The 25,553-nt window shown below is 54.0% G+C and carries 23 protein-coding genes and 1 tRNA gene; 13 read left to right on the top strand and 11 right to left on the bottom strand.

Annotated features, from left to right (window positions below; translation table 11 throughout):
- Nucleotides 1-221 precede the first annotated feature (221 nt).
- From ACYCZJ_RS12325 to ACYCZJ_RS12315, 3 genes are all read left to right on the top strand, one after another.
- Nucleotides 222-824 (top strand): TetR/AcrR family transcriptional regulator, encoded by a 603-nt coding sequence (locus ACYCZJ_RS12325; protein WP_461554524.1) that lies wholly within the window; start codon nt 222-224, stop codon nt 822-824.
- A gap of 41 nt (nt 825-865) precedes the next feature.
- Nucleotides 866-1,390, top strand: coding sequence for a DsrE family protein (locus ACYCZJ_RS12320; RefSeq protein ID WP_461554523.1), 525 nt, complete (start codon nt 866-868; stop codon nt 1,388-1,390).
- A gap of 92 nt (nt 1,391-1,482) precedes the next feature.
- Nucleotides 1,483-1,965, top strand: coding sequence for a DsrE family protein (locus tag ACYCZJ_RS12315; protein ID WP_461554522.1), 483 nt, complete (start codon nt 1,483-1,485; stop codon nt 1,963-1,965).
- 473 nt (nt 1,966-2,438) lie between these two features.
- Here the strand turns inward: ACYCZJ_RS12315 and ACYCZJ_RS12310 are convergent, their stop codons facing one another.
- From ACYCZJ_RS12310 to ACYCZJ_RS12300, 3 genes are read right to left on the bottom strand one after another with little or no spacing between them, the layout of a single operon-like run.
- A complete protein-coding gene (locus tag ACYCZJ_RS12310) occupies nt 2,439-2,969 on the bottom strand; it encodes a hypothetical protein (RefSeq protein ID WP_461554521.1) in 531 nt (176 codons plus the stop codon).
- A 31-nt stretch (nt 2,970-3,000) separates the two neighbouring features.
- The gene (locus ACYCZJ_RS12305; RefSeq protein ID WP_461554520.1) at nt 3,001-4,038 is read right to left on the bottom strand and encodes an NAD-dependent epimerase/dehydratase family protein; all 1,038 of its coding nucleotides are present in this window, start codon (nt 4,036-4,038) and stop codon (nt 3,001-3,003) included.
- A 1-nt stretch (nt 4,039) separates the two neighbouring features.
- On the bottom strand, nt 4,040-5,320 hold the full coding sequence (locus tag ACYCZJ_RS12300) for a nucleotide sugar dehydrogenase (RefSeq protein ID WP_461554519.1): 1,281 nt from the start codon (nt 5,318-5,320) through the stop codon (nt 4,040-4,042).
- A gap of 149 nt (nt 5,321-5,469) precedes the next feature.
- Between ACYCZJ_RS12300 and ACYCZJ_RS12295 the strand changes: the two genes are divergently transcribed.
- A complete protein-coding gene (locus tag ACYCZJ_RS12295; RefSeq protein WP_461554518.1) occupies nt 5,470-6,261 on the top strand; it encodes a S1 family peptidase in 792 nt (263 codons plus the stop codon).
- 17 nt (nt 6,262-6,278) lie between these two features.
- On the opposite strand, the gene ACYCZJ_RS12290 is transcribed toward ACYCZJ_RS12295, so the two are convergent.
- The 4 genes from ACYCZJ_RS12290 to bioA form a co-directional block, all read right to left on the bottom strand.
- Nucleotides 6,279-7,364, bottom strand: a complete 1,086-nt coding sequence (locus ACYCZJ_RS12290) for a phospholipase A (RefSeq protein ID WP_461554517.1) — start codon at nt 7,362-7,364, stop codon at nt 6,279-6,281.
- A 141-nt stretch (nt 7,365-7,505) separates the two neighbouring features.
- Nucleotides 7,506-8,255, bottom strand: a complete 750-nt coding sequence (locus ACYCZJ_RS12285; protein ID WP_461554516.1) for an MBL fold metallo-hydrolase — start codon at nt 8,253-8,255, stop codon at nt 7,506-7,508.
- Between the two features lie 199 nt (nt 8,256-8,454).
- Complete coding sequence (locus tag ACYCZJ_RS12280) at nt 8,455-9,444, bottom strand: 2-hydroxyacid dehydrogenase (RefSeq protein WP_461554515.1); 990 nt, start codon at nt 9,442-9,444, stop codon at nt 8,455-8,457.
- Nucleotides 9,445-9,466: 22 nt separating this feature from the next.
- Entirely contained in the window at nt 9,467-10,771 is a 1,305-nt protein-coding gene (bioA, locus tag ACYCZJ_RS12275; RefSeq protein ID WP_461554514.1) for an adenosylmethionine--8-amino-7-oxononanoate transaminase, read from the bottom strand.
- Between the two features lie 148 nt (nt 10,772-10,919).
- Between bioA and groES the strand changes: the two genes are divergently transcribed.
- The 3 genes from groES (at nt 10,920) to ACYCZJ_RS12260 (ending at nt 13,433) form a co-directional block, all read left to right on the top strand.
- Complete coding sequence (groES, locus tag ACYCZJ_RS12270; protein WP_124703249.1) at nt 10,920-11,207, top strand: co-chaperone GroES; 288 nt, start codon at nt 10,920-10,922, stop codon at nt 11,205-11,207.
- Nucleotides 11,208-11,257: 50 nt separating this feature from the next.
- Nucleotides 11,258-12,913, top strand: coding sequence for a chaperonin GroEL (gene groL, locus ACYCZJ_RS12265; protein ID WP_461554513.1), 1,656 nt, complete (start codon nt 11,258-11,260; stop codon nt 12,911-12,913).
- Between the two features lie 444 nt (nt 12,914-13,357).
- Nucleotides 13,358-13,433: transfer RNA gene (locus tag ACYCZJ_RS12260), tRNA-Phe, on the top strand.
- Nucleotides 13,434-13,463: 30 nt separating this feature from the next.
- Here the strand turns inward: ACYCZJ_RS12260 and ACYCZJ_RS12255 are convergent.
- The gene (locus ACYCZJ_RS12255; protein WP_461554512.1) at nt 13,464-15,656 is read right to left on the bottom strand and encodes a putative bifunctional diguanylate cyclase/phosphodiesterase; all 2,193 of its coding nucleotides are present in this window, start codon (nt 15,654-15,656) and stop codon (nt 13,464-13,466) included.
- 17 nt (nt 15,657-15,673) lie between these two features.
- A complete protein-coding gene (locus ACYCZJ_RS12250) occupies nt 15,674-17,806 on the bottom strand; it encodes an HDOD domain-containing protein (RefSeq protein WP_461554511.1) in 2,133 nt (710 codons plus the stop codon).
- Between the two features lie 174 nt (nt 17,807-17,980).
- Here ACYCZJ_RS12250 and ACYCZJ_RS12245 point away from each other — a divergent pair, with 174 nt between their 5' ends.
- A complete protein-coding gene (locus ACYCZJ_RS12245) occupies nt 17,981-18,976 on the top strand; it encodes a serine hydrolase (protein ID WP_461554510.1) in 996 nt (331 codons plus the stop codon).
- Here the strand turns inward: ACYCZJ_RS12245 and ACYCZJ_RS12240 are convergent.
- Complete coding sequence (locus ACYCZJ_RS12240; protein ID WP_461554509.1) at nt 18,954-19,229, bottom strand: hypothetical protein; 276 nt, start codon at nt 19,227-19,229, stop codon at nt 18,954-18,956. The two genes, ACYCZJ_RS12245 and ACYCZJ_RS12240, sit on opposite strands and share 23 nt — an antisense overlap.
- A 223-nt stretch (nt 19,230-19,452) precedes the next feature.
- Nucleotides 19,453-20,172, bottom strand: a complete 720-nt coding sequence (locus tag ACYCZJ_RS12235) for an IclR family transcriptional regulator (protein WP_461554508.1) — start codon at nt 20,170-20,172, stop codon at nt 19,453-19,455.
- A gap of 216 nt (nt 20,173-20,388) precedes the next feature.
- Between ACYCZJ_RS12235 and ACYCZJ_RS12230 the strand changes: the two genes are divergently transcribed.
- From ACYCZJ_RS12230 to ACYCZJ_RS12210, 5 genes are all read left to right on the top strand, one after another.
- On the top strand, nt 20,389-21,123 hold the full coding sequence (locus ACYCZJ_RS12230) for a (Fe-S)-binding protein (protein ID WP_461554507.1): 735 nt from the start codon (nt 20,389-20,391) through the stop codon (nt 21,121-21,123).
- Nucleotides 21,123-22,529, top strand: coding sequence for a LutB/LldF family L-lactate oxidation iron-sulfur protein (locus tag ACYCZJ_RS12225; protein ID WP_461554506.1), 1,407 nt, complete (start codon nt 21,123-21,125; stop codon nt 22,527-22,529). Before ACYCZJ_RS12230 ends, ACYCZJ_RS12225 begins: the two co-directional genes overlap by 1 nt.
- Nucleotides 22,526-23,161 (top strand): LutC/YkgG family protein, encoded by a 636-nt coding sequence (locus ACYCZJ_RS12220; protein ID WP_461554505.1) that lies wholly within the window; start codon nt 22,526-22,528, stop codon nt 23,159-23,161. Before ACYCZJ_RS12225 ends, ACYCZJ_RS12220 begins: the two co-directional genes overlap by 4 nt.
- 228 nt (nt 23,162-23,389) lie before the next feature.
- Nucleotides 23,390-24,595, top strand: coding sequence for an ABC transporter substrate-binding protein (locus ACYCZJ_RS12215; RefSeq protein ID WP_461554504.1), 1,206 nt, complete (start codon nt 23,390-23,392; stop codon nt 24,593-24,595).
- An 83-nt stretch (nt 24,596-24,678) separates the two neighbouring features.
- Nucleotides 24,679-25,551, top strand: a complete 873-nt coding sequence (locus tag ACYCZJ_RS12210; RefSeq protein WP_461554503.1) for a branched-chain amino acid ABC transporter permease — start codon at nt 24,679-24,681, stop codon at nt 25,549-25,551.
- Nucleotides 25,552-25,553: the final 2 nt, after the last annotated feature.

The following is a 25,553-nucleotide window of genomic DNA, read 5'->3' as shown; positions in this document are numbered from 1 at the left end:
ATTCACGCTTGCGCGTGCGCTTGAGACTGAGGTCTAGGTTCAGGGTGGTTTGTTTCATGGGCTCAATGTTGACACAATGGGTTCGGGTGCGGGGCGCGAAAGTGGGGGTTTTGCAGAGTATCCTTAAGAGACTTAACTCCATGACGTAGCAGGCGACATTATTTTATAAACAATCTTTATGTGAATTTGCTAGTTAGCTAACTAGCTATTATCATTTTCGAATGAACACACAAACCCGTCTTCCAGACAAGCGCCAACATCTGATCAAAGCCGCATCAGAATTGATATACCACGCCGGCTTTCTCAATACCACGCTTGCCGACATTTCCGCCAAATCAGAAATTCCCCTTGGCAGCATTTATTACTACTTTCGATCCCGAGAAGACATCGTCCGCGCGGTGATGGATCAACGAATCATTGAGCTGAACTGTTTTCTCGATCAACAAGCCGCACAGAAGAATCCCCGAGCACGACTGGATGCCTTGATCAGAGTCTGGATCGATGACAAGGAAGTGGATACTGAGTTCGGGTGCCCAATCGGAAGCTTGTGCTACGAACTGGCCAAAGGACGAGGACCGATGAGTGTTGAGGCGGCACGCCCTTTTCATCTTCTGCTCGCCTGGTGCGAAACACAGTTCCGGTTGATGGGCCGGACACGAACAGCAAAAACCTTAGCCTTGCATCTGATTGCAGGGCTGCAAGGAATCAGTCTGATCGCCAATGCGCTTGGCGATTCAGCGCAGATTTTGCGCGAAACCGCTTATCTGAGGCGGTGGCTGCGCGAAACGGAAGGCCGTAGAAAACGGCCAGAAGAGGCAAGCTAGTATCCAGGCCTCTATTCAACATAACTACTCAAGGAGATAACATGAAATACACCCCAAAACTTGCGGCGTTGCTGCTATTCCTCGCAATTCCTGTTTCATACGTCGCGCATGCCGAGGAGTTCGCTCCCTATGGAACCGCCAAGGTAGACATGCACAAAATACCGGTCATCAACACTGTGTTCGACGTCAACTATGATGACCCGCAGAAGTTGAATGTTCTTTACAACTATGTCAAGAACACCAAGAAGGTCACTCACGGCAAGGTTGTAGTGGTGACCCATGGCCCCGAGTTGCGCGCTTTTGCGAAGGAGAATTACCAGAAATACCAGGGTATTGTGGACAAGATGGCAGAGCTGGCGAAAGACGGCGTGGAATTCAAGATGTGCAATAACGCCATGCATGCGGCCGGTTTCAACGCCGATGACATGCATGGTTTCATTACTGTGGTGCCGGCAGGTTTTCCGGAAATTGCCTACTGGGAACACAAGGGATACGCGTACATCAATCCCACTCCGCTGTCAGTAAAGGATATACGCTATATAGATCAACCACAGCTCAAAAAATAAAATAACAAGTGACTTCACGGGCAGGCGTTCAACGTACGCCTGCCCGATTTTATATGGAGTTGCGTTTCACAATTCAAATATTCAGGATGAAAATGAAAACACTTTCAATCGGACTCACCGTCATATATCTGCTTTTTACTCCGTATCTTCACGCAGCCGAGCCTTTGGCACCATGGGGCAGCGCGACTGAAATTCAACAGAAATACAGCAAACAGAAAGTGGTTTACGACACGACTTCCGGCTCACTTACCGGCCTTACCAGCGTACTCGACCGGGCAAGTTACCTCAGTCAGCTTAACGGCGGAGACGCGTTTGATACAAAGATCGTGATCGTACTTCATGGTAAGTCAATTCCGTTTTTTGCAATCAAAAACTTCGATAAATACAAGGATCTGATGATCCGTGCCCAAAGCCTCTCAGTAGGTGGCGTGATCGAGTTCCGGATGTGCAAGGCCGCTGCCCGCCTGCAAGGCTTCACCGCTAAGGATATTCACGGCTTCATCAAAATGGTGCCAATGGCAGATGCGGAGATTGCGCGCTTGCAGCAGGAAGAAGGCTTCGCCTATATGCGTTAATGCCTACTTCGAGGTTTTCGAAATCAATGCACCTCGTATTGGTTGTCCTCATACGCCGTAACGACGACTATCCTCTACCAGACCACTTCGGCTTACCCCCTCTTGCAGCAGCCTCTGGCGTCAGGCCAAAAACCGATCAGGCGGGGCGGCTGTTTGAGCCGCAGGCGAGTTCCCGTCCCGGCCGGTTTTTGACCTGACGCCAGGGGGAAGCCGAAGGCCTGCAAGGTGGGGCGTGCTTTCTTTGGTTCATTTCTTTGCACGAGCAAAGAAAGAACTTGCTGCCGGGCAATCCCGGCCGGCCACAGGTTGCGAAAAGTGACTTGCCTAAACCAGAGTCTTATTGAAACAAGAACCTAGATTTCTCAAGCAACAGTCAAGGCATGACCCTGGCATGCTCCTGTGAGTCAAGGCATGACCCTGCCATTTCCTCGTATTCTGCGCGAAAGATTAACTGAAAGCATCTGTTAGCTACTTTATTGATTTCTGACTAACAGCAGAGGCACTTGATTAACAAACTCACTTATTACATCACGAAACAACCACGTACCTCTTAAAGTTTGCCCACCATCATGAAGCTTCAACAATGATGTTGCATAAGAGGTTACGCGCTTATCCTTTGGGGTAAAATTGAGCGTAACGTAACCTTCCCACATATAACCACGCACCTCGAAGTCGAGGGCAAACTGCTTTTGTTCGTTTTTAAATTTAAACAGGAATGAGCCACTGATATTGTGTGCATTCTGAGTTAGAACCAAGCTGAATTCTGATCTGAAAATATCGCCCTGCTGAGGATCATTATTCTCTCCGATACCTGTCCACTGCCCATCAATTTTTACGCCTTGATATCGTAACGCAATTAAAAATGGGACTAAACTGGCACTCCAAAACACCTTCAATGCATATAAGATTGCTGTAGTAAGTATGCCTGTTACTATCCCTATAACCCCTTGATCTAATAACATATCCATGGCAACCTTATTAACAGCCCAATGTAAAATAAACATTCTAAAGTGGTTTATTAAGCCATTACTCAGCCTATTGTTTCCCCACCAAATCCCCCACATACCACTCCATCGCCTCAGCCAGCCCTTCCCCCAACCGATGCGTAGGCTCATACCCCAACAACCGCTGCGCCTTGGAAATATCCGCCAGCGAATGCCGGACATCCCCCGCCCGAAAATCGCGGTAGGTCGGTTTGAAGGTTTCCAGGTGCGGAAAGCGTACTGCCAATAAACGCCGGATGTGTTCGCACAGTTCGTTCAGCGTGGTGCGGTCGCCAACCGCGACGTTGTAGACCTGGTTCACCGCCTCGGGGTTGTCGGTGGTGGCCGCCAGGATATTGGCCTGGATGGTGTTGTCGATGTAGCAGAAGTCGCGGCTGGTTTCGCCGTCGCCGTTGATGTAGACCGGCTCATTGGCGATCATGCTGGCGACCCATTTGGGGATGACGGCGGCGTAGGCGCCTTCGGGGTCCTGCCTGCGGCCGAAGATATTGAAGTATCTGAGGCCGATGGTGTGGAAGCCGTAGCAGCGCGAGAACACGTCGGCGTACAACTCGTTGACGTATTTGGTAACCGCGTAAGGCGACAGCGGTTTGCCGATTTTGTCTTCGACCTTGGGCAGGCCGGGATGGTCGCCGTAGGTGGAGCTGGAGGCGGCGTAGACGAAGCGTTTCACCTGTGCATCGCGCGCGGCCACCAGCATGTTGAGGAAGCCGTCGATGTTGGCGCCGTTGGTGGTGATGGGGTCTTCCAGCGAGCGCGGCACCGAGCCCAGCGCGGCCTGGTGCAGCACGTAGTCGACGCCATTGCACGCCGCCTTGCAATCATCCAGCTTGCGGATGTCGCCTTCGATGAAGTGGAAGCGTGTCCATTGTTGCGGGCTGACGCTGGCCTGCACCTTGTCGAAGTTGTAGCGGTGGCCGGTGGCGAAGCTGTCCAGGCCGACCACGCGCTGGTCGAGCTGGAGCAGTTGTTCCAGCAGGTTGCAGCCGATGAAACCGGCCACGCCGGTGACCAGCCAGGTTTTCGGTGCAGCCTGGAGCTGCGCGCAAACTTCCTCGTAGCGGCTCATGCTACAGACGCCACAGGACATAGCCTGCGGCTTTGACTGCGACAGGATCGTAGGCGGATTTCACATCGATAAACACGCCGCCGGATTTAAGTTTGGCAGTCAGAGCGGCCAGCGGTTGCGCCAGGTATTCGTTGTGCGCAACAGCGGCGACGATGGCGTCGACTTGTGGAATCGCGTCCCACGCGGTCAGGTCCACGCCATATTCGTGCTTGGCCTCGGCAGGCTCGCCCAGCGGTTCGTGCACGATGACATTCGCGCCGTAGTTTTGCAGCTCGCTGATGATGTCGATGACCTTGGAGTTGCGCAGGTCGGGGCAATTTTCCTTGAAGGTGAGGCCGAGCACGAGGATGTTGCGGCCTTTCACCGGGCTGCCGGTGTTGATCATGTGCTTGACGGTCTGCTCGGCGATGAACTTGCCCATGCCGTCGTTGATGCGCCGCCCGGCGAGGATTACCTCGGGATGGTAGCCGAGCATTTCTGCCTTGTGCGTCAGATAGTACGGGTCCACGCCGATGCAGTGGCCGCCCACCAGTCCGGGACGGAACGGCAGGAAGTTCCACTTGGTACCGGCGGCTTTCAGCACTTCCAGCGTGTCGATGCCGATGCGGTCGAAAATGATGGCCAGCTCGTTCATCAGCGCGATATTGAGGTCGCGCTGGGTGTTCTCGATCACCTTGGCGGCTTCGGCCACCTTGATCGAGCTGGCGCGGTGCACGCCAGCCTTGATGACGGTTTCATACAGCTGCGCGACTTTTTCCAGGGTTTCCGCATCATCACCCGAGACAACTTTCAGGATGGTGGTGAGGGTGTGTTCCTTGTCGCCGGGGTTGATGCGCTCGGGCGAGTAGCCGATGTGGAAATCCTGCTTCCATTTCAGGCCGGATTCGCGCTCCAGGATGGGCACGCACACTTCTTCAGTGGCGCCGGGGTAGACCGTGGATTCGTACACCACGATCGCGCCTTTTTTCAGATGGCGCCCGACCGAGGTGCTGGAGCCGATCAGCGGCGAGAAATCCGGCTGATGCGCATCGCCCACCGGCGTGGGCACGGCGACGATGATGAAATCGGCGCGCGCCAGCTGGGCGGGGTCGGTGGTCACCGTCAATTTATCGGCGGCTTTCAGGTCATCCGTCGAAACCTCGCCGGTGGGATCGCAGTAAGTCTTGTAGCTTTCCACCTTGGCAGTGGAAAGATCGAAGCCGATGGTCTCCATCTTTTTGCCGAATTCCACCGCCAGCGGCAGTCCCACGTAACCCAGACCCACTACTGCAACAACACTCATGCCCATCTCCCTGAATTGTAATGCGCGACTGTAAGCCATTTCTGTGCCAATGCATTCTACTGAAACTTGGACGCCCCTGAAAGCGCGGGACTTTGCAAATCATCAGCTTGTAGGCATCATGCCTGTTCCGGCCTGAACAGGAGAGCACAATGAAATCCGTTTTTTTGCGAGCACTGCAAGGGGTATTGATCGGCATTGCCATCCTGGCCACCTCGCCCATGCCTGGCGCACTGGCAGACACGCTGCCGCAAACCATCCAGAAGGTAAAACGCTCCGTCGTGGCCATCGGCACTTACCTGCCCACACGTGCGCCACGCGGCGAATTTCGTGCCACCGGCTATGTGGTGGGCGACGGCCTGCATGTGATCACCAATTACCATGTGATCAAGCCGGTGCTCGATATCGAACATAAAGAAGTGCTCGGCATATTTGTCGGCGAGGGTGAGTCGACGCAGTTTCGCCCGGTAGAGGTGGAGGCGACCGACCCGGCACACGATATGGCGCTGTTAAAATTTTCCGGTGCGCCGCTGCCGGTGCTACGGCTGGGTGATTCCGATTCTGTGCAGGAAGGCTGGGTGCTGTATTTCACAGGTTATCCGATAGGCAGCATACTCGGGCTATACCCTGCATCCATCCGCGCCGGCATCTCGTCGATTACCCCTATTGTGCGCCCGGCACCGAATGCGCGTTACCTGGATGCCAGAATGTTGCGCCGTGAGGAAGACCCGTTCAAGATATTCCAGCTGGATGGCATTTCCTACCCCGGCAATAGCGGCAGTCCGCTGTACGACCCGCTGACCGGTCGGGTCTATGGCACCCTCAACAGCACATTCATCAAAAGCACCAAGGAAAATGTGCTGAAAGACCCAAGCGCCATTTCCTACGCCATTCCCAGCCGTTATGCGAAAGCCCTCATGCAAAGCGTGCATCTGAATCCGTAAGCACCAGCAGCCTGCGTCTATAGCCAGGCTGCCAGACTCAGGCCGATTCCGAGCGATTGCTGCTTATGGTTGTAATCGACGAGCGATTCGCCGTAGCCATTGAAATACTGCACATACCCTTGCAGGCGGCCATATAGCGGAAAGCTCCAGTCAACCTGCACGGCACCGCGATTGGCAGAGCGCTTCAGATTGTTGCGCAGCAATACCGAATAAGTATTGCCATTCCTCGTGTAGGTGGCGACGATGTCTCCGCGTCCCAGATAATCCTGAATATCCGGGTTATTGTCGCTGCTTGCGCGTTCCGGAATGCGATACCAGGGCCTGATCAACAACGAAAAATCGCCGCGCTCGAATCCGAATTGCGCATAGATCCGGTTCCAGCTGCGCGACAGGGTCGACCCCCGCCCATTCGACTCATGCACCAGGCCAAGATTGATGAAACGCCCTGTCAAACCGGCGATATCGTAGTCGGTACGAAATACCAGCATGGCTTCGGGCATGTAGTCTGTTTCCCGAAAAGGCGCTGAAATGCTGGAATTATAAGCCTGCCAGTATGACGTCACGGTATAACCCAGCCATACATCGGCGCGCTTGTTGAACAGGCCTTCAACCACCTTGGTTTTCCCGCTCAGCTGTATCTTGGCTTCCACTGAATCCAGTTTTTCGGAAGACTGCAGCAAACCGCCCTGGAACGGAATATTGTTGGGCGAGTTGCTATATTTAACCGGCAGCAAATAACTTGTATGAAAAGGCCGAAACAAAAAAGCACCGTGCTTGTCTTTATCATCCAACTCCCATTCGCGCGATAACTGCGAAGCATTTTCCAGACCGGGGGCAGCAGCCGTTGCGGAAACGGCTGCTGCCTGCGCTGCGACTGGCGCCTCGGCTTGCTCTGCCTGTTTTTGTTCCGGAGAGGGTGGTAGCGGAATAGCGCCAGACAATTTGTCGTAGCAAGCCAGCCGCTGGGCATCATTTTGAATGGCCGGACAGGTGCCCAGTTTAGGAACCACGGGTTCGGCTAGAAGCGTATGACTCCAACCCAGCAGGCAGCCACCTAACAACATCGATCCGTTTACAATATTACGACGCTTTATCTGTCCCATTGTGTGCCTTGACTGCAAAAATACGATGACTGGATGTGTCGCCGATGGATTAAAAAGCGGTTTCTGTATTGTATATGGCGTGGGTGCGTTTCACCGGTTTATCAATCGTAGCTGGAGGAAAGACATACTGCCTACAGCGAATTAGCCTTGGTGACTGGCTTTAATCTGTTCGCAATATTGCTGCAGATTTTCCGGCACCCCCGGCGGGCACTGCCCGCATTCGCGGTTGCCGGGCACTGCATAATCAATGAACTTTGGATAAGCCAATTTCAGATTGGCCATGATCTCGACGAATTCTGCCAGCGGCTTGTTGTCGCCCAGACGCGGATTGCGCGTCTTTTCCTGGCCGATGCTGGACACGCGCCGCCCCTGATAATCATGCGCAGGATAGACCAGCGTGTCTTCGCCCAGTGTAAACAGCTTGTCATGCACGCTACGATATAAGGTGGGCGCATCGCCATTCTGGAAATCGGTACGGCCACATCCGTCAATCAGCAGCGCGTCGCCGGTCAGCACGCGCCCATCGATGCCGTAGGCAAAATGATTGTCGGTATGCCCCGGAGTATGCAGCGGCATGAGCGACAACCCGCCTACTGTTAATGGCTTGCCGTCTTCCAGTGGCTCATCGGTACACGTCAATTGATCCAGCGCCGGATGGGCGATACGACTACCGACCTCCTGCTTAAACTTGCGCGCCGCGCTGATATGGTCGGCATGGATATGCGTATCGACGGTGTACGCCAGCTTGAGGCCAAGCGCGTTCAGTTCGGCCAGATCGCGTTGCCAGGTGGGCAATACCGGATCGATCAACAATGCCTGGCCGGTTTCCTCGCAGCCCAGCAAATAGGTATAGGTGCTGGATACGGGTTCAAATAATTGCCGGAAAATCATCTTGCCTCCTGAGTTTCAAAATTGAGGGCTACGTGCCATTCCACGACCAACCCTATTCGTATTGTGTGCTTGCCTGGTTTCATATGGGCCCGGATTGCGAGACTTCAACATTCCGCGCCAGGCACGCGAACGTTGCAACAAATGGGTTGAACGGTACGCCTATTGATTGTGGCGTCTTGTGCGATGCCAATACTTCGGGTCACACCAGAAAATTGGCGCGATGCTGGCCGGTCGAAAACGCAGTGATATTGTCCAAAGTGGTAGATGCGATACTGGTCAGCGCTTCTGCGGTGAAAAAAGCCTGATGCGGGGTCAGCAATACGCCGGGTTCATGCAGTAAATCATTCAGCAGCGGGTCATCATAGCCGCACCCGGAACAGTTGCGGAAAAACACGCAGGCTTCACCTTCATACACATCGGCCGCATAACCGCCCAACGCCTCGCTTCTCAACGCGGCCAGTACTGCGGCAGTATCCACCACGGGGCCGCGGCTGGTATTGATCAGGAGCGCGCGCGGGCGTGTACGCGCCAGCAATTCGGCATTCACCAGATGGTGCGTTTCCGGACGCAGCGGGCAATGCAGTGACAATACATCGGATGCCGTCCAGACCGTCTCCAGGGTCTCATAGCGCACGCCCGCCATGTGTTGTTCCGGTGCAGCGGCGGGATCATATGCCAGTACATGGCAACCGAAACCCTGCATGATGGTGGCAAAGCACTGTCCGATACGCCCCATGCCAATCACGCCGACGGTCTTGCCATGAAGGTCGAAACCCAGCAAGCCGTCCAGTGAAAAATTCGCCTGCTGCATGCGCTGGTAGGCCTGATGGATATGACGATTGAGTGATAACAGCAACGCAACAGCGTGCTCAGCTACCGCATGCGGCGAATATTCGGGAACGTGTGCCACAGCCATATCCATATCGCGTGCCGCGGCGAGATCAATATTGTCAGTCCCCGCCGCACGCTGGAGTATCAATTTGACACCCTGTTCACGCAAGCCTTGCAATATGGCCCGGGACACCTCATCACAAACAAATGTGCATACGGCATCACACCCTTTTGATTCCGCCAGGGTGGCCGATTCCAGGCGCGATGCGTCACTGCTAACCCGATGTCCGGCTTGAACCAAGCGGGTCACCAGTGTCTGCTGATCGTGCGGGCGGGCGCTATAAATATGGATGCGCATGTGATTTGATCGATGATCGGTTTTAAACAGCGTCTATTAATTTATAGCTGATTTCCATCATCCAGCTGATTTCCGCTTCAGTAATCACATATGGCGGCATGAAATACACGGTATTGCCAATCGGCCGCAGCAGCAGGCCGGCTTCCAGCCCAAGATGGTAAAGGCGACGCGCAAAACCGGGCGCAGCGTCGCCAACTTCAAATGCCCAGATCATGCCGGCATTGCGAAAATTCCTGACGCGTGGATGATTGCGCAGCGGTTCAGCCGCGCGATTTCCATATGCCGTCTTGTTGCGGTTTGCCTCCAGCACGTCGTCCTGCTCGAAAATGTCCAGTGTCGCCAGCGCCGCCCGGCAGGCCAGCGGGTTGCCTGTATAAGAATGCGAATGCAGGAAACCGCGCGCGGTGGCATCGTCATAAAACGCCGCATAAATCGGGTCGGTGGTCAGCACTGCCGATAACGGCAAATAACCCCCGGTAATGCCCTTGGACAGGCAGATGAAGTCCGGCCGGATGCCTGCCTGTTCGCACGCAAACATGGTGCCGGTGCGCCCGAACCCGACGGCGATCTCGTCCGCAATCAGATGCACGCCGTAGCTGTCGCAGATAGCCCGCGCGCGTTTGAGATAGGCAGGATGGTACATACCCATGCCCGCAGCGCCTTGTATCAAGGGTTCCACAATCAATGCGGCGGTCGTCGCATGGTGCTTGGCGAGGTGATTTTCCAGCGATTCAGCCGCGCGCAGTGCATATTGCTCCGACGTTTCTCCCGCTTCGGCCAACCGCCAGTCCGGGCTGGGAACCTGAACGCTGTGGCGCAGCAAGGGTGCATAGGTGTCCTTGAATAGCGCCACATCGGTTACCGACAGCGCACCCAGCGTTTCGCCGTGATAACTGTTTTGCAGACTGACAAATTCGGTCTTGTCGGGTTGACCGACATTGCGCCAGTAGTGAAAACTCATTTTCAGCGCGATTTCCACTGCCGAAGCACCATCCGAACCATAAAACGCGTGACCGAGACCCGTCAGCCGGGCCAGACGTTCCGACAGTTCCACCACGGGCGCATGGGTAAACCCGGCCAGCATGACGTGCTCGATTTGTTCCAATTGATCACGCAGGGCCGCATTGATGCGCGGATTGCAATGCCCGAACAGGTTTACCCACCAGCTCGATACTGCATCCAGATAACGCTTATCGTCAAAATCGTACAACCAGACGCCCTCCCCGCGTGCAATGGGCACCGGCGGGTAGTCTTCCAGCTGTTTCATCTGTGTGCAGGGGTGCCAAACCGACTCCCGGCTACGCGTCAACCAATATGAATTTTTCATGTATACCTTGAAATTAGATGCTTCCGCCCCTATTATTAGCACTCCTCAGTCAAGAGTGCTAACAACGTTCTCGGCTGATTCCATTTTTGGGTTGCATCAATCATTGATGCAGCTCTTGTTACAGCGATTTTTTCCAGGAGATAGAGTAATGAAAATTCGTCCGCTGCACGACCGCGTGATTGTCAAACGCATGGAAGAAGAACGCAAGACCGCTTCCGGCATTGTGATTCCGGATAGCGCCACCGAAAAACCCGACCAGGGCGAAGTCCTGGCCGTAGGTAAAGGCAAGGTCAGTGACGACGGTAAAGTCCGCGCACTGGATGTAAAAGTTGGTGACCGCGTGCTGTTCGGCAAATATGCCGGCCAAGCCGTCAAGCTGGACGGCGACGAAGTGCTGGTGATGCGTGAAGAAGACATCATGGGTATTGTCGAGTAATTCCGTATTCTCAAAGCATATCAATTGATTCAAAGATTTAGGAGCTAAAAATGCCTGCAAAAGACGTAAAATTCGGTGACATAGCGCGCCAAAAAATGATGATCGGTGTCAATGTTCTGGCCGACGCCGTTAAAGTGACCCTCGGACCTAAAGGCCGTAACGTGGTGCTGGACCGCTCTTTCGGCGCACCGACCATCACCAAGGACGGCGTTTCCGTCGCCAAGGAAATCGAACTGAAAGACAAGTTCGAGAACATGGGCGCGCAAATGGTTAAGGAAGTGTCTTCCAAGACCTCCGACGTGGCTGGCGACGGCACCACCACAGCCACCGTGCTGGCTCAGGCCATGCTGAAGGAAGGCATGAAGTTTGTTGCCGCCGGCATGAACCCGATGGATCTGAAGCGCGGTATGGACAAAGCGGTCATTTCCATCATCGCTGAACTGCAAAAGAACTCCAAGCCTTGCACCACCGGCAAGGAAATCGCTCAAGTCGGCTCGATCTCTGCCAACTCCGACAGTTCCATCGGCGACATCATCGCTGAAGCCATGGAAAAAGTCGGCAAGGAAGGCGTGATTACCGTGGAAGACGGTTCTGGCCTGCAAAACGAGCTGGACGTGGTTGAAGGTATGCAGTTTGATCGCGGTTACCTGTCCCCTTACTTCATCAACAATGCCGACAAGCAAATTGTTGCGATGGAAAATCCGTACGTGTTGCTGCACGACAAGAAAATCTCCAATATTCGTGACCTGCTGCCCGCACTCGAGCAAGTCGCCAAGGCCGGTCGTCCACTGCTGATCATCGCTGAAGATGTCGATGGCGAAGCGCTGGCCACCCTGGTGGTGAACAACATTCGCGGCATCCTCAAGACTTGTGCTGTCAAGGCGCCAGGCTTTGGCGATCGTCGCAAGGCCATGCTGGAAGACATCGCCATCCTCACCGGCGGTACCGTCATCGCTGAAGAAGTCGGCCTGACGCTGGACAAGATCACCCTGGCCGAACTGGGCCAGGCCAAGCGCATCGAGGTGGGCAAAGACAACACCATCCTCATCGACGGCGCTGGTCAGGATGACGCCATCAAAGGTCGTATTACCCAGATTAACCGTCAATCTGAAGAAGCCACCAGCGACTACGACAAGGAAAAACTGCAAGAGCGCAAGGCCAAACTGGCCGGCGGTGTTGCAGTGATCAAGGTCGGTGCGGCGACTGAAGTTGAAATGAAAGAGAAAAAAGCCCGCGTGGAAGATGCATTGCACGCAACGCGTGCTGCTGTTGAAGAAGGCATTGTTGCCGGCGGCGGCGTGGCATTGCTGCGCGCCAAGCTGGGTGTCACCAAGCTGAAAGGCGACAACAGCGATCAGGACGCTGGTATCAAGATCGTACTGCGTGCGATCGAAGAGCCACTGCGCCAGATCATCATCAACTGCGGCGACGAAGCTTCCGTGGTCGTCAACAAGGTGCTGGAAGGCAAAGGCAACTACGGCTACAACGCTGCAACCAGCGAATACGGCGACATGGTGGAAATGGGCGTGCTCGATCCGACCAAGGTGACGCGTACCGCGTTGCAAAACGCTGCTTCTGTGGCCGGCCTGATGCTGACTACCGATGCAATGGTGGCCGAACTGCCGGATGACAAGTCCGGTGGCGGTGCTGGCATGGGCGACATGGGTGGTATGGGCGGTATGGGTGGAATGGGCGGCATGATGTAAGCCTGCTTCACAGCAACCCCGAAAAACCCCCGCTACGGCGGGGGTTTTTTATTGCATATGCAATATTTCAGACGGCGGTAGTTGCATCACGTTACGCCTGACGTCTCTTACTGGCGCTCACCCACAATAACGGTACCAGCTATACAAAAGCTCACGCCTTACTGACACAGTAGATAACATGGCCACTACCAAAATGACTTGGCGAGCAATTGAGGCGAGTTCCCGTTTTCCGGCTGTACGCACGGGCTCGATTTCCATCCCGCCGGAGTTTCTGATGGTCATCCCCGGATCGCGGCTCTAACGCGACCGCATGCTGCAGAAATGCGGGGTGAGCTTTACGTCATACTCGCTGCTGGCCTATGCTGGTCAGCGGTTTTTTTACGATTAATATCGGGGAAAAAACTTGACGAAACAGCCCGCTCAGGGTCTAATGGCGGGCTTCACGGCCAGGTAGCTCAGTTGGTAGAGCAGCGGATTGAAAATCCGCGTGTCGGCAGTTCGATTCTGCCCCTGGCCACCACGACTCCCTCGAATCGCATACAATTCACAATTACCGTCTTCTACTTAACGCCGCTGGCGGAGTAACGTTCTCTATCAGCATGGTAGTGGCAGCCTGTGCCGTGAGCGGCTCGCTCAACAGGAATCCTTGGATTTCATCGCACTCCATCTTGCGCAAAAAGGCCAGTTGATTTTCGGTCTCCACGCCTTCGGCTATCAGATTCAGATGCAAACCTTTGGCCATGGCGATAATCGCGGTGACAATCGAGGTGTCACCGTCACGTTCAATATCCGCGATGAATGACTGGTCGATTTTGATGGTATGGATGGGGAATTTTTTCAGGTAATTCAGTGAGGAATAGCCGGTGCCAAAATCGTCGATAGCGATCTTGATTCCGCTTGCACTGAGATGCTTCAGTTTTTCTACTGTGCGCTCAACCTCTTTCATAATCAGGTTTTCGGTAATTTCCACTTCCAGCACATTATGATCCAGACCATGCTGGCGCAGTTCATCCAGAATATGCTCTACAAAATCGGATTGCTCCATCTGGCGTGGCGAGATATTGATGGCCAGCCGTACCGGCGGCAGATTCTGGATTTTCCAGGTTCGGAGCTGTTGGCATGCGGTATGCAGCATCCATTCGCCTATTGTGCCTATCATGCCGATTTCTTCTGCCAGCGGAATAAATTCAGCCGGCGGGATCAGTCCGCGCTGCGGATGTTGCCAGCGAATCAAACACTCAAACCCGGTTATATGGCCGCTTTTAAGATTGACCTGCGGCTGATAATACGTCACCAATTCGTTGCGCTCTACGGCATGACGCAAATCGCTCTCCAGTGAAAGCCGGTTGGAGAGCGGTACATTCATGCCCATATGAAACAGTTGGCAGTTATCCCGCCCGCAGGTTTTGGCGTGATAGAGCGCAATATCGGCATGCTTGATCAGGCTGTCGCCCGTTTCGCCATCGATTGGAAAAAGCGCCACACCAATACTGACCGTGGCAAACAATTCATGATGATCAATATGGAACGGCTTGCCCAATGCTGCAATCACCTTGTCAGCAATATTCGCCACGACTTCGGTATTGCCGATTTGAGGTAACAACAGACTGAATTCATCTCCCCCCATGCGCGCCAATGTATCGCCCTCGCGCAAACATCCGTGCAGACGGGCGGCCACCGCAAGCAATAGCTCGTCGCCAAAAACGTGACCGAGCGTATCGTTAACCACCTTGAAGTGATCCAGATCCAGGCACATCACCGCAAATTTTTCGCTATTGCGACGCGCCTGCGCAATGGCGAGATTGAGACGATCCTTGAACAGCACGCGATTTGGCAAGCCTGTCAGGAGGTCGTGATACGCTTGATAATGGATGGTTTCTTCGGCTTTTTTACGCTCGCTGATATCCTTTGCCACCCCATAGGTACCCAGATAGCGCGACGCAAATTTGTTTTCCGACTGCTCGTACATGCCGATCGCGTTCAGCTCGACTACCAGAATCCGGTTTTCAGCCATATTGCGCGCGCAGTCCTTGCATTTCAGACGCAATTCCACGTAACGCGAGGCGCGCTTTCCGGTGCGCCGCTCATTGAACACATACTGGGCATGCTTGAAATCGTCTTCGAATATCACGGCGGTGTAATGCTGACCAAGCAACTCATCGTGCTTGTAGCCCAGCAGGGATTCGACGCGATCATTGACAAATGTAAAACGGCCTTCGCAATCCAGCGTATAGATAAAATCCGGCGAGCTATTGACCAGAAACCGATGCCATTTTTCCGACTGCTCCATCTGTTGTAGCACCGACCGGTTTTCCAGCTCCAGCCGGCGGCGCTGAATCACATTTCCGACACGTTTTAACAACTCGTCCGGCTGGTAGGGTTTGCGCAAAAAATCCTGGGCGCCGCCACGCAGCGCATCGATGACCGAATCCACCGAATCATCGCCACTCACTACGATCACCGGCGTATCCAGACCACGCCTGGCGATGAAATCCAATACCTCTGTGCCATGAATATCGGGCATGAACAGATCCAGCAATATGGCATCAAAGTGCTGTCGCGCAATCTGTACCAGCGCGTCGCGCCCATTGCGGGCCACGCTGGCCTCATACCCATTCTGCAATAAAATATCGCGCAGACTGTCGCGCAATAGTGGCTCATCGTCCACCACAAGGATACGTGGCACACTGAAAACCTGGTGTACCTGTCCATCAATAATGCGCTGCTTTAATTCTGCCAGCATGAAATCCTCGCTATAGATTAATGGCGCTTGCCAGTGGCGGGGAGGCGTACAATAAATGCAGCGCCAACAGGGCGCGTCTCACATTCGATGGTACCGCCCATTCCTTTTATCAAACCATGCACTATGGACAATCCAAGGCCGGCATGATCACCTTCCTTGGCCGTGGTTACCGGCTGGAATAATTTGGCGCGTATTGCATCCGGTATGCCAGGGCCACTGTCTTCTATGCGCAATTCAATGCCCGTGTTCGCACCTTGTTTGAATCGGGCAGTTGCAATACGCAGCTTGCCGCCTTCCGGCATTGCCTCAACCGCATTTTTGATCAAATTATGCAACACTTGCCTGATTTGACCGGCGTCACTGTGTAGCTCAGACAGATCCGGCGCAAGCAGGGTTTCCACCTGCACCCGACCCGGGGCAATCAAGGTGGGTTTGAGCAGGCCCACCACTTCAAGCACTACCCGGTTGACATCCACGATCGCAACGATTCCTGGCGCATTTTCCTGACCTCCAAGCAGCTTTTTAAGGAGGCTACTGACGCGGTCTATTTCGTCGGCAATGATTTTCAGATCAGCGTGTGCAGCGTCTTGCTGCGGCAGTTTGGTGCCCAAAATACGCAGATAGTTTTTAACGATATTGAGCGGGTTATTAACCTCATGCATGATTTTTCGTGCATTCTCGACCCGTGGAGGTGGAGATACCGCCTTGGCACTCTGCTTCTGCCGCAGCGCCCTGGCTGCCTGCCGCATAAAGCGCGTCAACAAGGGCAAGCGCTCGTCCAGCAATGCCGCGTCTGCCGGATCTATTCCACATACGGCCAATCCCATGGGCACCCCCGCATCCAGCAGCGGCAGACACAACATGGCGGTTTTCCCGGTCAGCCCGATCACCTGCTCATCCAATACAGTCAAGGGGGGCGTCTCCGCTTGCAGGCTATGCGCCGGACGACCCTGACGCAGGGTAAGTGCCAGCATACTGTATGGATCATCGGGTGGAATGAGTATCTGTGCGGCCAGGCCTTCGGCATCATCTCCGACGCCTCGCAGCATGCCATCGCGTCCTTGCGGCAGGAACAGGATGGCGTCTTTCAAGCCAAATGCGGCACGCAAACTGCTATTCAGCGCGCCGCGCCAGGCCGCATTGTCGCCGGCTGCAAACAGGCCGTTTTTCAATGTGTCGAACATGACCATGTCGCGTACACGTTCTGCCAGTTGCTCGCGCACCCTCTGGTCGGCCACGTCTCGCACAGACGGACTGGAGCGACCCGGATCCGCTCTATAGCGCCGCCTCTCACCCTCCTCTTCATGTGCAGGCTTTTCTACCAGCTCCGTCGCCTCTTCAGGCTCCAATCCAAAAGCATGCTCCGTCTCGCGCAGGTGTGCGTGCGCAAGCTGCGCCACTGCCTGCGCATCTGCAGGTGTTAGATTCAACAGGCTCAATATTTGTGCATCATGCGGCATATCCTCGTCCAGTTCGGTGAGATGTTGCGCCACGCTGACAATCCGCAACAGCGGATGGGCATTGGTAAGCCGAGCCGCCGATTCATGGTGATAACGTATCGCATCCGCAAGGAACGAGCGCACACCCCAATTACGTGCAATTGCTCCCCCTATTTCTGCATGGTTCACCCCTAATATGCGGGACTCTCGTGCCATCAGCACACTTTCATCATGCGAGCCTGTCTGGGTATTCATATATTCGGCCGGATAACACGCTCCTAACGCGTTGCGCCCGATATCGTGCAACAAACCTGCCATATAGGCTTCTTCTGTATCCACGTAAGCTATTTTGTCTGCCAGTGCCTGCGCCATCCGCGCTGTCACTACAGCATGTCGCCATAGTTGCCGCATCTCATGCCAGTCCGCTGAAGATTTCAGGGTCGCGCCTTGCAATGCCGAATTCAGGGCAATGCCGCGCACCTCATCTACGCCCAACGTGTGCAGAGCAGACAACAGCAGGCCACGCCGGGCCGATCCGGCTTGGGTGCGCATGCTGGCGCTGGCAATCACCTTCGCGCTCAATGCAGGATCTTGACGCAACAATGCAGCAAGATCGCCGATACTTACCTCCTCCTGATCGCAGGCAATAAGCAATTTAAGCAAAAAATGCGGTAGCGATGGGAGCGCATTTATATCTATTTTTTCGAGCATTTTATGCAGACTAGCTCCCATGTTGTTCTTTATAATTTGAAATTATCCTGCATGTCAATGAAAATCGAGGCTTTCCAAGCACTTTGCCCGATAGTTAAAATAAATCTAAAGTTATTGCGTCAAGTGCCGCTTTTTTTGATACATTCCATCTCACGCGACCTATACAAGCACACCATGAATGCTAGGCTGTTTATTTTTCTGCTCGCTTCACTCACTACCTTACCGGTCGCGCATGCCCATACCGGTAGCCCGCACACGCAGCACGTCACGCGCATTGCGCAAAATGATATAACCGATATCCCCGATCTTCCGGCCAATGAGCCAAAGCTCAATTCATTGGCTGTTTTGGTACTGAATCAGAACAATGGTCAGGCCCTGTATCAGAAAAATGCCGATTTTCTGACTCCGATTGCGTCTATTACCAAGCTGATGACCGCCATGGTATTGCTGGATGCGCATCAACCCATGGATGAAAACATCACCATCAGCGCGCTTGATGTTGACAATTTACGTCACAGCAGCTCGCGTCTGGCGGTCGGCACGACCCTGAGTCGCGGCGAACTACTCCACCTTGCCCTGATCGCTTCCGAAAATCGCGCGGCACATGCCCTGGCGCGAAACTATCCGGGTGGGCTTCAGCGTTTTATCGCAGCCATGAATAACAAGGCACGTGCACTCAACATGATGCACACAACTTTTGAAGACCCTACCGGACTAACCAGCAATAACCGTTCCACAGCCGAAGATCTGGCGAAAATGGTGGAAGCTGCCGCCCGCTACCCGCAAATACGCGATATAACCACCACAGGCAGCTATGAAATTACCCGCCCGGCGCTGGTTCGCGTCGGTCACAAGCACAAAAAGGAATGGCGACATATCGTACGACGTGTCGAATTCCATAACACTAACCGGCTGGTGCGGAATGATAACTGGAATATCGGCCTGTCCAAGACCGGCTTTATCAACGAAGCCGGCCATTGCCTGGTGATGCAGGCAAAAATTGCGCATAAAGAAGTCATTATTGTTCTGCTGGACGGCGCGAAGTACGCTCGGGTAGCCGACGCTGAGCGCATCAAAACCTGGCTTGAGCACCAGTCATCCACACTGGTGGCGCTTAAACTGGACGGCAGACCATTGCGGCCTTCATCTAAGACTTACGCGAAAAACTGAGAATTCTGGCGGTTTGCATACCTACCGCACGCCGCTCGGATAACAGGAGCAGCGCTTTATTGAACTCCACAACCAAGCGCTGCATGGTCGAGGTCGCACGTTCGTCGTAATACACCAACTCGAATGGAACCGGATCCTCCAGTGAATCGCGATGGCCTGGGTGAAATGACTGCCATGCCAGCTCGATCAGATCGGGGCGTTCCCTGTCCACAAAAATAAATTCGGCTGCATCCAGTACGGCCATATATTGCATTGTCCGTATCGGGACAAAGACACAACCTGTCCGGCTTTGCGTCAGCAGGGTATGCGCCCGATTGTAAATAGCAGCGGGCAGGCTTCGCGTAGTACGAAACAATTCACTGTCGGGCCGATAAAAAGTTTCCTGCAATATTTACCCCAAAGTATCCTGATAGTGGGCCAGTACCCGTCAAACTCAGCTTATCCGATTCTTCTCGCCATCCCACCCGTCGATCCGTCTAGCCGGGATATCCCATGGCGCGCGAGATTTCACCGGCGACGTCCTTTACCCTTCGAGACCATTTGTAATCAATTCGCTCCGCGGGGGCTGAAATGGACAAGCCGGCCACCAGCTTCCCAGAAGAATCACAAATGCCAGCACCGATGCAACATACTCCCTTTTCTGCTTCTTCCTGATCAAGGGCAAATCCGGCACATTCAGCCTTATCAACTTCTTCCCGCAATCTTTCAAGGGTTGTAATCGTATTTTTGGTGTAGGCCGGCATACCGCTACGCAGCACATACTCCTCACAGCCTTTCTGACCATCTTCCGCAAGGAAGATTTTCCCGACAGCCGTAATATGTAACGGCGCGCGCGTGCCAACTACCTGTACCACCCGCATCATCGATTTGGCTGCAGTCACGCGCTCTACATAAACTATTTCATCGCCCTGGCGTAAAGTCAGGTTCACCGTTTCGTCCAGTTCATCGCGCAGTTTTTGCATGAAAGGCAGCGCCACCTGCCGCACATTGATGCGCGCCTTGACCAGATTTCCAAGTTCAAGCAGCTTGATGCCAAGCTGATAGCTTCCGGGTTCAATCCGTTCTACAAACCCCTTTTCCACCATTACGCCGAGGATCCGGTGGGCGCTTGATGGGTGCAGGCTCGTCTGGGCGGCCAGCTGTTTCAGACCCAGAGGCTCTGCGTGATCAGCCAGCACATTTAACAGTTTCATCATGCGATCAATGACTTGAATCGATGACTTGGGCTCATCTATACTCAATGACTTTCCCCCTCGTAATCCAGAATTATTTTCAGTGTTGTTGCAGCATATGAAATAAAGGATCATTATGCAAAAAATTTTCATGGCGGCATAGCAGCACCAATTCGCGTTATGCCCTTCAATGCCATGACTCCGCAGGCAATAGCCGGCGGTCGATCGCGGGGATAAACAATGCGCGTAGGATTATTTGTCACTTGCCTGGTGGATGCAATGCGCCCCGGCATAGGCTTCTCAGCACTCCGTTTGCTCGAAGCCGCAGGGTGCGAAGTTGTTGTACCAGAGAATCAAACTTGTTGCGGCCAGCCTGGCTACAATTCCGGTGACCGCGAAACCGCCAAGGCACTGGCGCTGAAATTTCTCGAAGAATTTGAAACCTGTGACTATGTCGTGGCGCCATCAGGCTCCTGCGCCGGCATGATCCGGATACATTACCCCGATCTGTTTCGCGATGATCCAGCCTTACAGAGTAGAATTGAGCGTCTGAGTCAGCACGCCTACGAACTCACTGATTTTCTTACCAGCGTGGTCAAGCTCGCTGTCATTCCCGGCCGCTTCAAGGGCACGATTACCTATCACGATTCCTGCTCGGGCCTGCATGAGCTTGGCATACAAGATCAGCCGCGCGCCTTGCTGGCTAAATTGCCCGGCGTCACGCTTGTTGAAATGGTTGAATCCACAACCTGTTGCGGCTTTGGTGGTGCATTTTCAGTTAAATTCGGAGAATTATCCACGCGCATGGCGGACAACAAATGCAAGCATATCGAAGCCACCAGCGCTGGCGCCATTGTCGCAGGTGATCTCGGCTGCATGCTCAACATGGAAGGCCGCTTGCGTCGACGTGGCAATCACACCACGCGCGTGCTGCACATCGCGGAAGTGCTTGCGGGTAACGAGGATGACACCTGATGCAAGTCTCTTCGATTCATTTCAAACGCTCGGTCACGCAAAAGCTCAACGACGCAAAACTGCAGAACGCACTATCGCGCCTACAGACCCGTTTTGTCGAAGGCCGTGCAGCTGTCATCGGTGAAATAGGTGATTTCGAGGAAACACGCACTGCCGCTGCGGCTATCCGCGACCGCGTGCTGGGCAATCTTGATCAATGGCTGCTACGCTTTGAACAACAAGCCAAGGCACGCGGGGCGATCGTTCACTGGGCCGAAAGCGATGCCGACGTGAACCGTATCGTGACTGAAATTGCTGCGCAACATCAGGTCCGCAAGGTTGCCAAATCCAAATCCATGGTCACCGAGGAATGCGGTCTGAATGAAGCGCTAGAGGCCGCAGGCATTGAGGTGATGGAGACCGATCTGGGTGAATATATCCTGCAGCTTGCCCACGAAGCCCCTTCCCATATCGTTGCCCCCGTGGTGCACAAGAACAAGGAGGATATTGCCGACCTGTTCGCAGAGAAGCACAATCGGCCTCGCAATACCGACATTACCGAATTATGCCGTGAGGCACGCGAGATTCTTCGCCCCAGCTTTCTTGCTGCTGATATGGGCATCTCGGGGGCCAACTTCCTGATAGCCGAAACGGGTTCGGCGCTGATTGTGACCAACGAGGGTAATGGCCGCTTGGTGACGACGCTGCCGCGTGTGCATGTCGCAATCACCGGCATTGAAAAAGTCGTCCCGACACTTGAAGATGTCACCACCCTGCTGCGTCTGCTGCCACGCTCCGCCACTGGCCAATCCATCACCAATTATGTGTCAGTACTGACCGGCACAAAAGAAGCGGACGACCAGGATGGCCCCGAGCATTTTCACATCATTCTCGTCGATAACGGCCGCAGCAGTCTGCTTGGTGGCGAAATGCAAAGCATGTTGCGCTGCATCCGCTGCGGCGCATGCATGAATCATTGCCCGGTATACCAGAATATTGGTGGGCATGCCTACGGCTGGGTGTATCCGGGGCCGATGGGCTCGATCCTGACCCCCACTTTTGTAGGTCTGGAGAATGCGCCTGATCTGCCGAACGCTTCAACACTTTGCGGCGCCTGCGGAGTAGTTTGTCCGGTAAAAATTCCGCTCCCGGATCTTCTGCGCCAGCTACGTGAAAAACAGATGGATCGGGGGCTGAAATCCTGGCAAGAAAAAACCGTTCTCAAGTTGTGGGGATGGCTGGCTCGTCGCCCTGTTGCTTATGCTTTGGCAACTAAAATTGCCGTTCGTATTTTACGATTCTCTGGGGGCAAGGAACGTCTGTTACATCACTTGCCAACAGCAACCGGCTGGACTACAGGCCGGGACTTGCCGGCGCCGCATGGAAAAACTTTCCGGGAACTTTATCGGCAAAGGAAACTTTCTTGAGCGCCCGTGAACGGATTTTGGCTCGCATTGGCATGGTACTCGGCAGCAGGAATGCTGAAATCGACACCTACCTTGCAGAGCATCCGCGCGGGCCAGCGCCTGCCATACAGGTTAACCTGACCCCACTTTTCAAGGAACGCGCCTTAGAGTTATCCAGCGATGTCATCGACGTCGCAAGCACAGCAGAGATTCCGGCACAAGTAGCACATTATCTGAATGAAAGACATCTGCCGGTTCGTGGGGTTTGTTGGCCTGCCGTCAGTTGCCTGCCATGGAGCGCAGCGAGTCTGGAAATTTCCGCGCGTTGTGCCAATGGCCAGGATATGGTCGGCATCACCGGCGTGTTTTGCGCTATAGCCGAAACCGGTACACTGATGATGTTATCCGGGCCGGAAACACCTGCCAGCAATAGCCTGTTGCCGGAAACGCATGTTGCCATACTAAACACACAGCGAATTGTGGCGTCGATGGAAGACGCATGGGATTTGCTGCGCGCAGAGCATCCGTTTCCACCGCGTGCAGTCAATTTCATTTCCGGACCATCCCGTACGGCTGATATTGAGCAAACCGTCACGCTCGGCGCGCATGGTCCTTATCGTGTATTGGTTATTCTGGTTTCCGACCCGGATTAAGTAACGAATGAAGCCGATAATTAAGAATATTCATAATATTATCAATGATTCTTTTATCTTTGTATCCACACGAATTCTTGAAATCAGAAAAGTAATCAGCTAGAGTATCCCATAGTGCAGCAATCAATTTTATAATATGAAATTCCGTGACCGCCTCTGCGCGGCATGGAACCTGCCGTCAATCCGCCTAACGGTTTGACATTACTACCACGACCCATGGAGCAGTATATGAAAAATAGTCTTAAGACACTGGTAGCAGCGCTTGCGCTGTGCGCCACCTCCGCAGCAATTGCTGCGGAACCGATCAAGATTGGCGTTTCGGGCCCCTTCACCGGCGGTTCCGCACCGATGGGCGTCAGCATGCGCGACGGTGTGAAACTGGCGGCAACTGAAATTAATCGCAACGGCGGCATCCTGGGTCGCCAGATCGAGCTGATTGAGCGTGATGATCAGGCAGATAACAGCCGCGGTATTCAAGTCACCCAGGAACTGATTAACCGGGAACATGTGATCGCAGCACTTGGATTTATTAATACCGGTGTATCGTTGGCAGCCCAACGCTTCTATGAAGAAGCAAAAATTCCGGTCATCAACAACGTCGCTACCGGATCTATCGTCACCAAACAGTTCCTGCCCCCGCAATATCCCGACAACTATGTATTCCGCACTTCCGCCAACGACACTATCCAGTCCGCGCTGATCGTCAATGACGCGATCGTAAAGCGCAAATTCACCAAGGTAGCCATCCTCGCCGACTCGACCAACTACGGCCAGCTTGGTCGCGAAGACCTGGAAAAAGCGCTGGCGGCGAAAGGCATCAAGCCGGTTGCGGAAGAAAAATTCAATATCAAGGATGTGGACATGACCGCTCAGTTGCTCAAGGCCAAAGCAGCCGGCGCCCAAGCGATCCTCACTTACGGCATCGGGCCTGAACTGGCGCAAATCGCCAACGGCATGGAAAAACTGGGCTGGAAAGTGCCGATGATCGGCAGCTGGACCCTGTCAATGGGCAACTTCATTGACAATGCCGGCAAGAATGGCGAAGGTGCACGCATGCCGCAAACCTTCATCCAGGAACCCAATACGCCGAAGCGCAAGGCATTTATTGCCGCCTATCAACAGGCTTATAAAGTCGATCGCATTCCTTCCCCGGTCTCCGCTGCTCAGGGTTACGACTCAATGTACCTTCTGGCGGCCGCCATCAAGCAGGCTGGCAGCACCGACGGCCCAAAAATCCGTCAAGCGCTGGAAAATCTGCGCACCCCGGTGGCGGGCGTGATCACAACTTACAATCACCCATACACTCATGATAATCATGAAGCTATCACCATGAATATGACCGTCATGGGTGAAGTCAAGGGCGGGCGTGTGGTTTATGCTGACGAAGCTGATCTGGCAGGGCCGAAACAAGTCAAGCCTCATTCCAAAAAGTAATCTGTGCACAGGTAAGCCTGTAGCAAATCATGAGCCAGGGACGGATCATCCGTTCCCGGCTCATTTTAGATGGAAAGCCCCCCATGCAAATTCTCGCGCAACTGATTGTAAGCGGCATATCACTCGGCATGATTTACGCTGTGATTGCTTTTGGTTATCAACTGACATTTGCCACTTCGCGCACCCTTAACTTCGGTCAAGGCGAGGCGCTGATGCTGGGTGCATTGGTCGGTCTGACCCTGGTTGGTCATATGAATTACTGGCTGATGATCCCGCTGGTACTGGTTTTCGGTGCACTGCAGGGAGTCGTGGTAGAACGCGTCGCCGTGCGTCCCGCGCTCAAGAACAAATCCGAATTCGGCTGGATCATGGGCACGATCGCGCTGGGCATCATTTTCAAGAACGTGGCGGAAAACATCTGGGGTCGCGACGATCTCAAGTTTCCTTCGCCGCTACCGGAATCCCCGCTCTCTTTCCATGGTGTCCATGTGTTGCCCATGGAAATAGTGGTTGTGATTGGCGCCCTCGGCATGATGCTGGCGGTGGAAATATTCAATCGTAAATCCATCTATGGCAAGGCAGTGGTTGCCACTTCCAATGACCGCGACGCCGCCGGGCTGATGGGCATCAATACCCGCATGGTGATCACCTTCTCGTATGCCTTGAGTTCCATGACTGCTGCCTTTGCGGGTGTGCTCGTCGCCCCCTTGACGCTAACCGGTGCCACCATGGGCGTGGTACTGGGATTAAAAGCTTTTTCCGTGGCGATTATCGGCGGTCTCAATAGCGGCATGGGGGTGATTGTCGGCGGCCTGCTGCTGGGAATTGCGGAAACGACCACCGGATTCTATCTCTCCACTGGTTACAAAGACGTTCCTGGTCTGGTACTGCTATTGCTAGTGCTCGCTATCAAGCCCGCCGGTCTGTTCGGTAAAACCGTCATCAACAAGGTATAAGC

The organism is Sulfuriferula sp. (assembly GCF_054605375.1).
The sequence above is the reverse complement of the archived record's forward strand: the minus strand, read 5'-3'. Positions and strand labels throughout refer to the sequence as shown.